Origin of the sequence: Streptomyces noursei, from assembly GCF_016917755.1 — a bacterium.
GTDB classification, from domain to species: Bacteria; Actinomycetota; Actinomycetes; order Streptomycetales; family Streptomycetaceae; genus Streptomyces; species Streptomyces yunnanensis.
In genome coordinates this window covers 8,068,930-8,082,642 of sequence record NZ_CP070326.1, presented here as the reverse complement: position 1 = coordinate 8,082,642, position 13,713 = coordinate 8,068,930, and the positions used below count along the sequence as shown (strand labels likewise).

7 protein-coding genes are annotated in these 13,713 nt (G+C 72.8%); 6 read left to right on the top strand and 1 reads right to left on the bottom strand.

Going from position 1 to position 13,713, the window contains the following annotated elements; all coding sequences use genetic code 11:
• Nucleotides 1-375 precede the first annotated feature (375 nt).
• From JNO44_RS35325 to JNO44_RS35300, 6 genes are all read left to right on the top strand, one after another.
• Nucleotides 376-1,131, top strand: coding sequence for a thioesterase II family protein (locus JNO44_RS35325; RefSeq protein WP_205368062.1), 756 nt, complete (start codon nt 376-378; stop codon nt 1,129-1,131).
• A 388-nt stretch (nt 1,132-1,519) separates the two neighbouring features.
• Nucleotides 1,520-4,420, top strand: coding sequence for a helix-turn-helix transcriptional regulator (locus JNO44_RS35320; protein ID WP_205368061.1), 2,901 nt, complete (start codon nt 1,520-1,522; stop codon nt 4,418-4,420).
• Nucleotides 4,421-4,443: 23 nt separating this feature from the next.
• Nucleotides 4,444-7,305: a LuxR C-terminal-related transcriptional regulator gene (locus JNO44_RS44635; RefSeq protein WP_205368060.1), complete on the top strand. Its 2,862-nt coding sequence runs from the start codon at nt 4,444-4,446 to the stop codon at nt 7,303-7,305.
• Nucleotides 7,295-10,078, top strand: a complete 2,784-nt coding sequence (locus tag JNO44_RS35310; protein WP_205368059.1) for an ATP-binding protein — start codon at nt 7,295-7,297, stop codon at nt 10,076-10,078. Before JNO44_RS44635 ends, JNO44_RS35310 begins: the two co-directional genes overlap by 11 nt.
• A 502-nt stretch (nt 10,079-10,580) precedes the next feature.
• Complete coding sequence (locus JNO44_RS35305; protein WP_205371084.1) at nt 10,581-11,162, top strand: PAS and helix-turn-helix domain-containing protein; 582 nt, start codon at nt 10,581-10,583, stop codon at nt 11,160-11,162.
• 689 nt (nt 11,163-11,851) lie between these two features.
• Nucleotides 11,852-12,613, top strand: a complete 762-nt coding sequence (locus JNO44_RS35300) for a DeoR/GlpR family DNA-binding transcription regulator (RefSeq protein WP_235095483.1) — start codon at nt 11,852-11,854, stop codon at nt 12,611-12,613.
• Here JNO44_RS35300 and JNO44_RS35295 read toward each other — a convergent pair.
• Nucleotides 12,602-13,663 carry an Lrp/AsnC family transcriptional regulator gene (locus JNO44_RS35295; RefSeq protein WP_205368057.1) on the bottom strand — a complete coding sequence of 354 codons (1,062 nt, stop codon included), beginning with the start codon at nt 13,661-13,663 and terminating at the stop codon, nt 12,602-12,604. The two genes, JNO44_RS35300 and JNO44_RS35295, sit on opposite strands and share 12 nt — an antisense overlap.
• Between the last annotated feature and the right edge of the window lie 50 nt (nt 13,664-13,713).

Here is a 13,713-nt window from a genome sequence, read left to right as displayed (position 1 = left end):
GCCGTTCCGCACGAGCAGTTCTGCAGTGACCTGTTCGGCAGTGACATGTCCCGCAGTGGTTCCGTAGTGAGCGGTTCCGTTTCAGTGGGAATCCGGGGCCCTGGTGGTCGGACGCTTGATTCCGGCCACCGGGAGCGTCAAACCGGCCTCTTCTAAAGAAAGGGCAAGAACTAGGGAAACACCCACAGCCCGATCATGTGCAATGAATTCCGTGGCTCGGAAAACCGTTCGCGGGCCATGGAGTTACGGTGTGATCACGTGTCCGTACGGCAGTGACGGCGTGCACGGGATGTCACGGCAGGTCCCCGGCCGAGGCGTCTCTCCGCTGCTGCCCGGCGGTGCGTGCCGCTTGGTTCGTCCCTAGGAGGTCCCCCCATGACCACGTCCACCGAGGAGAGCCTGTGGGCCCGGTGCTTCCATCCAGCACCGGCCGCCCCCGTCCGGCTCTTCTGTTTTCCACACGCGGGCGGCTCGGCCTCCTTCTACTTCCCGGTGTCGGCCCAACTGTCCTCGGTTGCCGAGGTGTTCGCGATCCAGTACCCGGGGCGCCAGGACCGGCGCAAGGAAGCCGGTGTCAGCGACCTCGCGACTTTGGCCGATCAGGTCTACGACGCGCTGCGCCCCCTGCTGAAGGAGCGGCCGAGCACGTTCTTCGGGCACAGTATGGGCGCGACCCTGGCCTTCGAGGTGGCCCGGCGCTTCGAGGCCGATGGCGGTGACCTGGTCCGGCTGTTCGCCTCCGGGCGCCGGGCCCCCTCCCGGGTGCGTGACGAGGCCGTGCACCGGCGGTCCGACGACGGCATCGTCGAGGAGCTCAAGCTGCTCGCCGGCACCAACACCGCGCTGCTCGGCGACGAGGAGATCCTGCGGATGATCCTGCCCGCGATCCGCAGCGACTACCAGGCCATCGAGACCTACCGCTGCCCGCCCGACGTCACCGTCCGGGCGCCGCTGACCGTCCTCACCGGCGACCGCGACCCGAAGACCTCCCTGGACGAGGCCGAGGCGTGGCGCGGCCACACCACCGGGGACTTCGACCTCAAGGTGCTTCCCGGCGGGCACTTCTTCGTCAGCTCCGAGGCCCCGGCGATCATCGAACTGCTCCGGGCGCACCTCTCCGCCAACGGCTAGCGGGCGCACCGCGGCAGGCCGGAGGTGCCGGTCTGCCGCACGCCCCCGCGCCGTCTGAGGCGGCACCACGCCATCCGGCGACGCGCGTTGCGTGCGCCCGCGGAGCACCGTCCCGCGTGCGTGCGCGGGGGTGCGGACGACTTGACCGGCCGGTCGGATGTCCCGGAGGGGGCCATTCGGAAAACGACAAATGTCTGACAGGTACTGCCCATTTACTCCAGCCCGCACTATATGATCTTGTGATGGGGCATGTACGGAGCGTGCCACTCGTTCGCTCCTGGTGTATCCATCCTGACCGTCCGGTTTTGCGTGCGTCGGACGGCCGTGGTCCTGGTACGCGTCGGCGCGAGGTCGGCTCCTGTTCTCACCCCACGTGGAGGAACGCGTGATGCGGAAGCAGTCGGGTTCTTCCAGCTTACTGACCACGCTGGTGGGACGCGACGACGAACTGCGCACCCTCGCCCGGCACGCCGCGGCCGCCCGCGACGGGCGGGCGGGCCTGGTCCTGCTGCACGGGCCCGCCGGCATGGGTAAGACCAGTCTGCTGCGGTCCTTCACGGCGAGCGATGTCTGCCGCGGCATGACGGTGCTGTACGGCACCTGCGGCGAGACCGTCGCCGGCGCCGGGTACGGCGGTGTGCGCGAACTCCTCGGCGGGCTCGGCCTGAGCGGCGGCGACGCCCGGCGCTCGCCCCTCCTGGAGGGCCTGGCGGCCCGCGCGCTGCCCGCACTCACCGCAGACCCCGCCGGCCCCGACGCAGCCACGGCCGCCTACCCGGTGCTGCACGGCCTGTACTGGCTCGCCGCCCGCCTCATGGCCCAACGGCCGCTCGTCCTCGTCCTCGACGACGTCCACTGGTGCGACGAACGCTCCCTGGCCTGGATCGACTTCCTGCTGCGACGCGCCGAGGACCTGCCGCTGCTGGTCGTCCTGGCCTGGCGCAGCGAGGCCGAACCGGTCGCGCCCGCGGTGCTCGCCGACATCGCCGCCCAGCGCCGCCCCACCGTGCTCGCCCTGCACCCGCTCGGCCCCGACGACATAGGCGAAATGGTGCGTCGCGTCTTCCGGACCACGGCCGCACCGCCGTTCGTCAGCCGGGTCGCCGCCGTGTCCGGCGGCAATCCGCTGGCCCTCGCCCGCCTCCTCGACGAACTCCGCGCCGAGGGCGTCCGACCGGACGCCGCCGGGGAGCGCCGGGCCGCCGAGGTCGGCAGCCACGTCCTCGCCCGCTCGGTGCGCTGTCTGTTGGAGCGCCGACCGCCCTGGGTGCGCGGCGTGGCCCGTGCCATCGCCGTACTCGGCCCGGAGTGCACCGAGTTGCTGGCGGCGCTCGCCGGCGTCCCGGCCGCCACCGTCGACGAGGCCCTGTTGGTGCTGCGCAGGGCCGGCATCCTGGCCGCCGACCGCGTGGACTTCGTCCATGACGTCGTCCGCTCCGCGGTGCTCGACGACGTCGCCCCGCCCACCCTGGCCGAACTGCGCACCAACGCCGCGCTGTTGCTGAGCGACGCCGGCCGCCCCTCCGAGGAGCTCGCCGGACAGCTCATGCTGCTGCCGGTGCTCGACCAGCCGTGGATGGCCGCGGTGCTGCGCGACGCCGCCGCCCAGGCGGAGAGCCGCGGTGCCCCCGAGGCCGGTGTGCGCTGTCTCTACCGGGTGTTGGAGGTGGAGCCGGACAACGTTGCCGTCCGCATCCAGATGGCCCGCGCCCTCGCCGAGATCAACCCGCCCGAGGCGATGCGCCTCCTCAAGGAAGCACTCTCCCTCGCCGAGGACGTCCGCACCCGCGCCCAGGTCGCCGTCCAGTACGGCTTCACCTGCCTCGCCGTGCAGGAATCCCCGTCCGGGGTGCGGATGCTGGAGGGCGCGCTCGCCGAGCTGACCGCCGAACTGGGCCCCGAACCAGGCCCCGTCGACCGGGAGTTGCGGACCCTCGTGGAATCCGTGCTGCTCATCATCGGGGCCGACGAGAAGGTGACGATCGGCGCGGTCCGCGACCGGGCGGCCCGGCTCACCATGCCGCCCGGCGACACACCGGCCCAGCGGCAGATGCTGGCCATGACCACCGTGCTGACCGCGATGGACGGCCAGGACGCCCGATCGGCCGTCGATCAGGCCCGCCGCGCCCTGCGCGCACCCGGTGTCGAACTGGAACCCTGGTCGCTGCTGTCCGCCTCCTTCGCGCTCTCCCTGGCCGACGAGGTCGCCGACGCGCAGTACGCACTGGACCTCATGCTCCAGTACGGCCAGGACAACGCGGCCGTGTGGACGTACGTCCTGGCGCTCTCCACGCGCGCCCTGCTCCACCACGGGGTGGGGGCCTTCCCCGAGGCCCTGGCCGACGCCCAGACCGCCGTCGAGATCCTCGGCGAGGAGCGCTGGGCGGACAGCGCCGTGCTGCCCCGCGTCGCGCTGGCCACCGCCCTCGTCGACCGCGGCGAGCCCGAGCGCGCCGAACACGTCCTCGACGGCATCACCCGCCCCCGCCTCGAACGCTTCGTCATCGAATACCACTGGTACCTCCAGGCCCGCGCCTACGCCCGCTGGGTCCGCGGGGACTTCCAAGGGGCCCTGGACCTCCTGCTCGCCTGCGGCCGGTCCCTGGAGGAGTCGCGCTTCAGCAACCCGGCGTTCGTGCCGTGGTGGGCCGATGGTGCGGTGCTCCTGGCGGCCCTGGACCGCCACGATCAGGCACGCGAACTCGCCGACTACGGAAGTGAGTTGGCCGAGCGCTGGGGAACGGAGCGCGGCCTCGGACTGGCCTTCATGGCCCAGGGTGTCGCCGCACCCGGCCGCGCCGGTATCGACCATCTCACCGAGGCGGTCTCGCTGCTCGCGGACTCCCCGGCCCGGGCCATGGAGGCCCGGGCCGAACTACTCCTCGGACACGCCCACCTGAAGCGCGACGACCTGCGCGCCGCCCGGGAACACCTGCGCGCCGCCGCCGACCTCGCCCAGCGCTGCGGCGCCGTGAAGCTCGGCGTCGACGCCAGAAAACTGCTGGTCACCGCGGGTGGTCGGGTACGCAGGATGACCGCCTCGCCACTCGACATGCTGACCGGGATGGAACGCACGGTGGCGGACCTCGCGGTGACCGGCGCGAGCAACCGGGCCATCGCGGAAGCCCTCTTCGTGACTGTAAGGACCATCGAAACCCATCTCACGAGCGTCTACCGGAAGCTCGGGGTCGGCGGACGCGCGGATCTCTCCGCCGTCCTGGAGACCAGGACCGCCACCTCCGGTCGGCAGCCGCCGGCCTGGGTCTCCCAGGCACGCGGACGCGCTTGAGACGAACAGGACGAGAGGTAGCGGTGCCCCGGAGCAAGGCGCGGAACCATCCGACCACCTGCACGCCGCAGTGCGCACCCGACGCCCACGGCGACCCCACCATGCTCCTCGAATGCGGCCGGGAACAGCGGCTCATCGGCGACCTCCTGCACCGTCTCGGCCAGGGCCGGCCGTCGGTGCTCAGCCTGACCGGCCGGCCCGGGCACGCCCAGAACGCCCTGGTCCGCTGGGGCGCGTGCCGGGCCAGGCACGACGGGCTGCGCGTCCTACGAGCCCAGGCGACGCCCGCGGAACGGGAACTCCGTTACGGCGCCGTCCTCCAACTGCTGGCCGCCCTCGACGGCCCGCACGGCAGCACCCTGGACGCCGTGATAGGCCACGACGGTCCCCCACCACTGCCCGCGCCCGGCATCGAGGAGGTGCTGCGGCGCGCCGGCACGGCACCCACCCTGGTCGTGGTCGAAGACGTCCAGTGGTTGGACCCGGCCTCGCTGACGTGGTTGCAGATCCTGCTGCGCCATCTCGGGCCGGACACCCCGCTCGCCGTCCTGGCCAGCAGCTGCGGTGACACCATGGCCTTCGACACCGACCCGAACGCCCCCACCGTCCCAGGGCCGCGGGACACCGTGCCCGTCCGGTGCTTCGTGGTGCCCGCGCTCACCGACCGCGGCGTCGCCGCCACCGTCCGCGCCGTCTGCGGCACCCCCGGCGACGAGGAGTTCATCGCCGCGCTCACCTCCGCCACCGCCGGCAACCCCGCCATCCTGCGGGACGCCCTGCGCGCCTTCGTCGACCACGGCCTCCCTGCCGACGCCGACCACCTCCCGGAGCTGCACGCCCTCACCGCGGGCGTCGTCGGCGACCACACCGTGCGCGCCCTGGACGGCCTGCCCGCCGAAGTCAACGCCGTCCTGCGGGCCCTGGCCGTCTGCGGCGACCTGCTCGACTTCCGCCGCGTCCGGGCCCTCGCCGGCGCGCACTCCCTGTCCGAGGACCGGATCCGCACCCTGTTGGCGAGCCTCGGCCTGACCGTGTCCGTCGGCGACAAGGTGCACATCCGCTTCCCCGCCTCCAAGGCACGCGTCATCGAGGACATGCCCGCCGCGGAGCGCGCCGACCTGTACCTCCGCGCGGCCGAACTCACCCACAGCTGCGGCGTCAACGACGAGGACGTCGCCCATCTGCTGCTGCGCTCGTTGCCGCTCGGCGCACCCTGGGTCGTGCCCCTGCTCCGCCGCGGATTCGCCGCCGCGCTGCGCCGGGAGGACCACCACCGGGCCTGTGCCTGCCTCTCCCGCGCCCTGCAGGAACCCCTCGACGCCCGGGAACGCAGCCTGCTGACGTTGGAACTGGCCGCGGCCGAAGCCGTCGCCCGGCCGGAAGCGGGCGATCGACGCCTCGGGGAACTCGTCCGCAGCACCGTCGCGGACCCCGACCCCTCGTCGTCCGGCAGGGGGTTGGGGGTCCGCGCCATCGACCTGGGGTTCGCCCGGGGCAACAGCGAATGGGCCCGCCGCACCGCGGGCGAGGCCCTGCCGTACGCCGGGCCGGCCGACCGGGAGGAACTGGTCGCGCTGTTCTGGTTGGCCGCCGTGCGGGACGACGACGCGCCGATGATCCCCGTGGTGCCCCGGTTGCCCGACCGGCCGGTGCCGCCGGCCCAGGCCGGCGCCCGTGCCTGGCAGCTGGCCACGGCGGGGGAGGACGCGGACAAGGCCAGGAAGCTCGCCCGGATCGCCCTCACCGGCGGGGCGAACGAGAGCCTGATGATGCCCAAACTGGCGGCCTGCGCCGCGCTGTTCGCCACCGACGACAACGACGAGGCGGTGCACGGCCTGGACACCATGCTCACCGCCGCCCGCAGCGCCCACCTGCGCAGCATGGCCGCCCGCATCTTCAACCTACGGGCCCGGATGCACCTGTGCGCGGCCCGGCTGGAGGCCGCCGAACGCGACCTGGACAGCGCCGAGCGCGCCCTGCCGCCGGCGAGTTGGCACCCCCGGGCGCTGCCCAACCTGATCGCCACCCGCATCCTCGTCAGCATGGAGACGGGCCGCCCGGACCGGGCCCGCCAACTCGCCGAGGCCCCGGTACCCGCCGGCGGCGAGGAGGGCGTGTGGTGGCCCGCCCTGCTGCTCGCCCGCGCCCGGGTGGCCGCCGACGACGGTGACTGGGAGGAGGCCCTGCGGCTGTCGCGGGAGTGCGGGCGCTGGCTGCTGCGCCGGCACTGGGCCAACCCGGCCCTGCTCAGTTGGCGCCCGCTGGCCGCCGAGGCGTGTCTGAAGCTCGGCGACGTGACGGAGGCGCGCCGGCTGCGGGACGAGGAGCTGTTCTTCGCCGACCGCTGGGGCACCGCGAGTGCCCGTGGGATCGCCCGCCTGACGACGCGGCGCCTCTTCGACGACGACGGCGACCGGGCCGTCCGACGGATCCGCGAGGCCGCCGCCCTGTTGAGCGACTCGCCCGCCCGCCTGGCCTACCTGTGGAGCCGGCTGAGCCAGGCCGGCGCCGAGACGGCCCACGGCGACACCGCCGCGGCCGCACGCTCCTGGCAGGAGGTCGCCCGGATGACCGCCGCCCATCCCACCAGCCGCCTCGCCACCGCAGCCCGCACCCTGACCGTCCCGTCCGTTCCGGTCGCCACCGCGCCGCCCACCGCCGTCGTCCCACCCGGATGGCGCGACCTGTCCGAGGCGGAGAAGGACACCGTGCTGCTCGCCGCCCGCGGCCACGGCAACCGCCAGATCGCCGAACAACTCGCCGTCAGCAGACGCACCGTGGAACTCCGGCTGAGCAACGCCTACCGCAAGCTGCGGATCGGCGGTCGCAAGGAGCTGTACCTGCTCCTGGAGGCGCTGGAAGGGCCGGTCGCGGATGCTTCTTGAGCGGGAGAACGAACTGGCCCGGATCCGGGCCGCCCTGGACGCCGCGGAAGCGGGCGACTCCTCGCTCCTCCTCATCACCGGCCCCCTCGGCAGCGGGCGCTCGGCGCTGCTGCGCCGGATACCGGAGCTGGCCGGCGACGGCACCCGTGTCCTGCGGGCCAGCGCCGCCTGGCGGGAACGCGACTTCCCCTTCGGGATCGCCCGCCAACTCTTCGACCACCTGCTGTCCGGGGCGGGCGGCGCCGGGCCGGCCGAACGCACCGCCGGGGCAGAGCACTTCAGCCGCCTCATGGACGCCGGCGACCGCCGCACCGGGACCGGCTCCGCTCTGGAGGTCTCCCAGGCAGTCCTCCAGGGCGCCCAGGCGCTGCTCGCCGACGCCTCCGCGGAGCGGCGCCTGCTGATCCTGGTCGACGACCTCCAGTGGGCCGACGGCCCGTCCCTGCGCTGGCTGGCCCACCTCACCCGGCGGCTGTACGGCCTGCGCGCGCTGCTGGTGTGCACGCTGGCCGGCGGCGACCACCGGGGCAGGTACCCCCTGGTACGGGAGGTCGCCGGCGCCGCGCGCACCGTCCTGCGCCTGGCGCCGCTGTCCCAGGACGCCACCCGCGTCCTGCTCGCCGGGCCCCAGGGCCGGCCGCCGCAGGACGCACTGGTGCGCGCCGTGTACGAGGCGTCCAGGGGCAACCCGCTGTTCCTGACCGCCTTCCGGAGCGCCCTGCGCGCCACCGGAAGGCCGCCCGGCGGCGACCACTTCGGTGCCGTCCGGGAGCTGAGCCCGACGGTGCTGCGCGATCGGCTCGCGGGCCATCTGCGGATCCAGCCGCAGCCGGTGCGCGAGGTCGCGGTGGCGGTGGCCGCGCTGGGCGACCACAGCGATCCGGTGCTGCTCGCCCAGCTTGCCGGGGTCGATGAAATCGGTTTCTCCGGTGCCCGCCGCGCCCTGGTCGACGCCGGCCTGTTGGCCCGGGGACGGGACATCCGCTTCGTCCACGGCGTCGTCCGCGATGCGGTGGACTCCCTGCTCACCCTCGACGAGCGCGAACGCTCGCACGACGACGCCGCCGATCTGCTGTACCGCTGCGGGCGGCCGGCCGAGCAGGTCGCCGGCCATCTGCTGGCCGTGGTCCACCCGGGTCGGCCCTGGTCGGAGGCGGTCCTGCGCTCCGCGGCCCACAACGCGCTGCGCGCCGGCCGGCCCGCCGACGCGGCCCGGTACCTGCGCCGCGCCCTGCTGCACCACCGCACCCAGGACGGCTGCCGCGCCCGCATCCTGATCGATCTGGCCACCGCCGAGCGCGCCCTCGACCCCGATGCCTGTGTACGCCACGTCAGCCAGGCGGTCGCGCTGCTGGACACCCCGCGGGACCGGGCCGCCGCCGTGTTGCGCGTCCCGCCGTCCCTGCTCGCTGCCCCCAGCCCGTCCGCCGTCGAGCTGGTGCGGCAGGCCGCCGCCGGGCTCGACGGCCCGGGGCAGCGGGACGAGGAGGGAGCCGACGAACTCGCCCTGCGCCTGGAGGCGTGGCTGCGGCACTCCGGCCACGAGAACCCCGTCGAGCTGGCGTCCTCGGTGGCGCGGCTGCGCCGCATGGGAGCACGGCCGCCGGTGGACAGCGTCGCCGAACGCGAGTTGGTCGCCGTGCTGTTGTGCGCGGGCGCGCTGAGCGGCCGGCTCAGCGCCGCGGAGATCGCCGACACCGGCAACCGCATCCTCGAACGCGAGCCGGCCACCGCCGCCCACGCCCACACCCCGTTGCCGCTGGTGATGCTCGCGCTGTTCGTCGCCGAGTCCGTGCAGGGCGTGGCCTCCTGGCTGGCCAGCGAACAGCACACCCGGCGCCGGTACGCGACCGGCGCGGACGATGTGCTGCTGACCGCCGAGCGGGCCTTCGTCCTGGTGACGCAGGGCCGCCCGGCCGCCGCGCGGGAGCACGTCGAACGCGCCCTGGTCATGGAGGCCGGCGATTGGTCGGAACCCGCCGTCATGATGTTCGCCGCGGTCGCCTTCGAACTGCGCGACCCGGCCTTGAGCGAACGCGTCCTGGAACGGGTCCGCGACCGCCGGCCGACCGGACTGGCGCTCACCGCCACCGGTCAGATGCTCCAGGCCGCCGTCGACGTGCAGTTCGGCCGGGGGCGGGACGCCCTGGACACGCTGCTGGCCTGTGGCCGACGCCTGGAGACCGCGGGATGGCGCAATTCCGCGCTGCTGCCCTGGCGTCCGTATGCAATCGGGCTGCACCAGCGGCTCGGCGAGACCGATGCCGCGCTGCAACTCGCCGAGGACGAGTTGAGGTGGGCCCGGGAGTGGGGTGCGACGACGAACCTGGGCCGGGCCCTGCGCCTGAAGGGCTGGCTGTTGCAGGACGAGGGACTGGATCTGCTGCGTGAGAGCGTCGAGACCCTCCGCGCCTCGTCCTACGCGACGGAACTGGCCCGCACCCTCGTCGTCCTCGGGCGTCGGCTGCCGGGTGGGCCGGAGGCCGAGGCGGTGTTGCGGGAGGCCGCGGGTATCGCTGCCGCCTGTGGTGTGCCCTGGCTCGCCGAACGGGCCGAACACGGTCTGGGCAGTGCCATCGTGCCGCCGGTCGCCACCCTGACCCCCAGCGAGCGGCGGGTGGCGTCGCTGGTGAGCCGGGGCCTGACCAACCAGGCCATCGCGACCGAACTCGGTGTGAGCTCCCGGGCGGTGGAGAAGCACCTCACCAGCGCCTATCGCAAGCTCGGCGTCTCCGGCCGCCGCGAGTTGGTGAACGCGCTCCCGGGGCGTTGACGCCCGCGGCCGTCCCGTTCCGGACGATCACAATCCTCTGTGCCTGTCAGTCCTGTGGGTGAGGTGCTGTTGTCGCACGCCCGTCCGGTCATGACAGCGACCCTCAACAAAAGCTCAAACGGAAGCGAGGGCAGGTACATCCACGCCGTCACCAATGTCTCCTATGTTACTTTTGGCCCACCGTAGTTGTGACTCTGCGGACCGTACCTCGTCAAGTACGGACCACGGATTTAGGGGTGCGCAGATGTGTCGCGTTGACGTGCCGAGTTGGGGCTAACTACGCTCCGTTTCACGGAAATCGAAACTCTTCGGCGTGAATCGCGGCGAACTTCGATCGAATTCTGGATTCCGTTTCTCAGAACGCTAAAAAACGACGGGGGTTATCCGAAAGGATGGCGGTCTCGTGACTATCACTCACCTCACTGACTCGCATCACCGTACGACCGGCGGGGTGATATCCGCTCAGACCGCACCGGCCGGGGAGTCCGTCGGCCCCGGGCTGATGGCGTCCCTCGACCGTGACCTCACCATCAAGCACGCCAACCAGGAGTTCCGCCGCCGCTTCGACAATTCCGCCGGTGACGTCTGCGGCCGCAGCTTCCGGGACCTGATGCACCCGAGCGTGCAGCAGCCGCTGATGCGCCAGTTCTCCCGGCTGATCGAGGGCAAGCGGCACCGCTTCGCCTCGCACGTGGTCGCCGTGGGCGCCCGGGACGCGGCCTTCGCGGGCACCCTCACCGCCTCCGCGGTCACCGGCAAAACCCCGGACATCGCCGGGATCCTGGTGCTCATGGACTCGTCCGATGCCGCCGACGCGGCCGATGCCGGCGTCGTGACCAGCCAGAAAAAGTTCCTGACCGAGATCGATGCGCGCATCCTCGAAGGCATCGCGGCCGGGCTGTCGACCATTCCGCTCGCCTCGCGGCTCTACCTCAGCCGCCAGGGCGTGGAGTACCACGTCACCGGGCTGCTGCGGAAGTTGCGGGTGCCCAACCGCGCCGCGCTCGTCTCGCGCGCCTACTCCATGGGCATCCTGAACGTCGGCACCTGGCCCCCGAAGGTCGTGGACGAATTCGTCAAGTGACGCCCGGCCGGCCCGCCCTGTACCGGCCGGCCACCGTCGGGGCCGCTGTCCCGCACGCCCGTGTCGCCGACGCTCGCCCCTCACGGGGCGATGCCCGGCGGCACGGGCGTTTCGTGCCCTGGCCGGCGTTTATCCATTCCCACGTTACGAACCCGCAATATTCATGCACGCGATTCCGGCCACTTTTCGTTCCGCCGTAACCAAACTGCCCGCCATATCGTTTCTGCTGACCGTTTCCGTGGTCCGCGGTGTGCCTCCGGGGCCCTGCTCCGACGCACCCGTGACGGGCCGCGAGCGGCCTCCGAATACTCACGGTAACCCCCGTTCCGCCTGGTGGAGTTCACCGCGCGTCACATTCCCCCGTGCCTCGTGCGGCACGGCTCGCCCGCTTTCCCCGCCGCCGCGACAACCATTGTGACAACGGAACGACAGGGCGGGGACGGTCGACCCGTCCGCGTTGCGACGCGGTCAAGCGGAACCTCTGCTCGATGTTCGTGCCACCCCGAAGTCTGTGTTCTTGGTGACCGTTTTCATCAATGCCCCGCCCGTTCGGTGGCGGATCCGCCGCCCGTTCCTGGCCACAACGGATCGCTTCGGCCGCCCACCACGGCCGGCGCAGCCGAGGCTTGTTGGAATCACCCCCACCCAGTCGGGGCGCCGTTGTGGCCCGGACGCGCAGGAGGAACACCGTGGATGCTGAGGGCCGCCGCAGGGACATGCTGGAGCTGATCCGGCGCAGCGGATCCGCCGATGTCGTGCGTCTCGCCGAGGAGTTCGCCGTCAGCAAGGAAACGGTCCGCCGGGACCTGAACGTCCTGGAGGGCCACGGGCTGATACGGCGGCGGCACGGTGGTGCGTATCCCATGGTGCGACCGGGCTCCGAGGCCATCCTCGTCTCCCGGAGCGCACCGCGGGTCCCGGAGGAGTCCCGGATCGCCGCCGCGGCCGCCGAACTCCTCAGCGAGGCCGAGACCGTCTTCATCGACGAGGGCTTCACCCCGCAACTCATCGCCGACGCCCTGCCGCGCGACCGGCCGCTGACCATCGTCACCGCCTCGCTCCCGGTGGTCAGCGCCTTCGCGACGAGCCCCCAGGCCAATGTGCTGCTCCTGGGCGGCCGGGTCCGCCGGGGCACGACGGCCACCGTCGACCACTGGGCCGTCCACATGCTGTCCGGCTTCGTCATCGACCTGGCCTTCCTCAGCGCCGAGGGGATCTCGCGCACGTACGGTCTGACCACCCCCGACCCGGCGGTCGCCGAGGTCAAGGCCCAGGCCATCCGCGTCGCGCGCCGCCGGGTCCTCGCCGGGGTGCACACCAAGTTCGGCACGGCGAGCTTCTGCCGGTTCGGAGAGGTGGGCGACCTGGAGACGATCGTCACCGGCGCCGGCCTGCCCGTCGCCGAGGCCCACCGCTACCACCTCATGGGCCCCAAGGTCTTACGGGTGTGACGCCGCCGGTTCCCGCCAGAGCGCGAGCGGTGTCACCCCGACCCGGTAGCCCTCCTCGTCGAGGAGATGGCCGCCGTGCTTCATGTGCCAGAGGGCGACCGCGCGTTCGGTGACGGTCAGGTCCGCGGCCCGTTCGGCGAGGCGGACCTCGAAGCGCTGGGCGTCGTCGAGGGAGCGCACCCAGGCCACGAGGTGCAGGTTGTGCCGGCTGATGACGCTCGCGCACAGGCGGACCTCGCGCATCCCGGTGACCCGGCGGGTCACCTCGCGCAGCCTCGCGGCCGGGACCTGCCCCCAGAAGCTCACCGTGACCGGCCACTCGGACAGCGGGCGGGCGACCTCGCACCGGGCGTGCAGCATGTCCGCGGCGAAGAGCCGTTGGACGCGACGGCGCACGGTGTCGGGGCCGGCGCCGCACTGCTCGGCCAGTGCACGGTAGGTGGCCCGGCCGTCCACGGACAGCGCGGTGACCAGCCGTTGGTCGAGCTCGTCGAGGACGAAGGCGGGGGTGTCCGTGCGGTGTCTGGACGCATCGGCGGCGAGCCGGGCGACCTGGTGCCGACCGAGGGCCCGCAGGCGCCACCGGCTGCCCTCGGTGTGCACCGGGCCGGCCAGGTGCGTCCGGGCGGCCCGGACGCCGTCCAACGCGGCGAGGTCGTGGGTCACCCAACGGGAGAGCATGGCCGGATCGCGGGCCATGACGTTGAGTTGGAGGTCGCGGTCCCCGGTGACGTGGGAGAGCGCCACCACGTGCGGCGCGGCGGCCAACGCCCGGGCGACGTCGAGCAGTCGGCCGGGAGCACAGTCGATCTCGACGAACGCCAGGCACCCCTGGCCCGACGCGGCCAGCACCGGGGCCGGATGGCAGCTGATCCAGGCGGCGCCGGTCTCGACCAGGCGGTTCCAGCGCCTGGCCACCGTCACGGCGTCCAGTCCGAGGACGGCACCGATCCGGGTCCAGCTGGCCCGCGGTGTGATCTGCAGCGCGTGCACCAGGGCCTGATCCACATGATCCAGGGACCGGGGGGTCGGCCCGGAATCCTGCGCCACGGCCCACCTCCTTGCGTATTTCCGGCGGATTCGGGCCGCCGGTCGGCTCA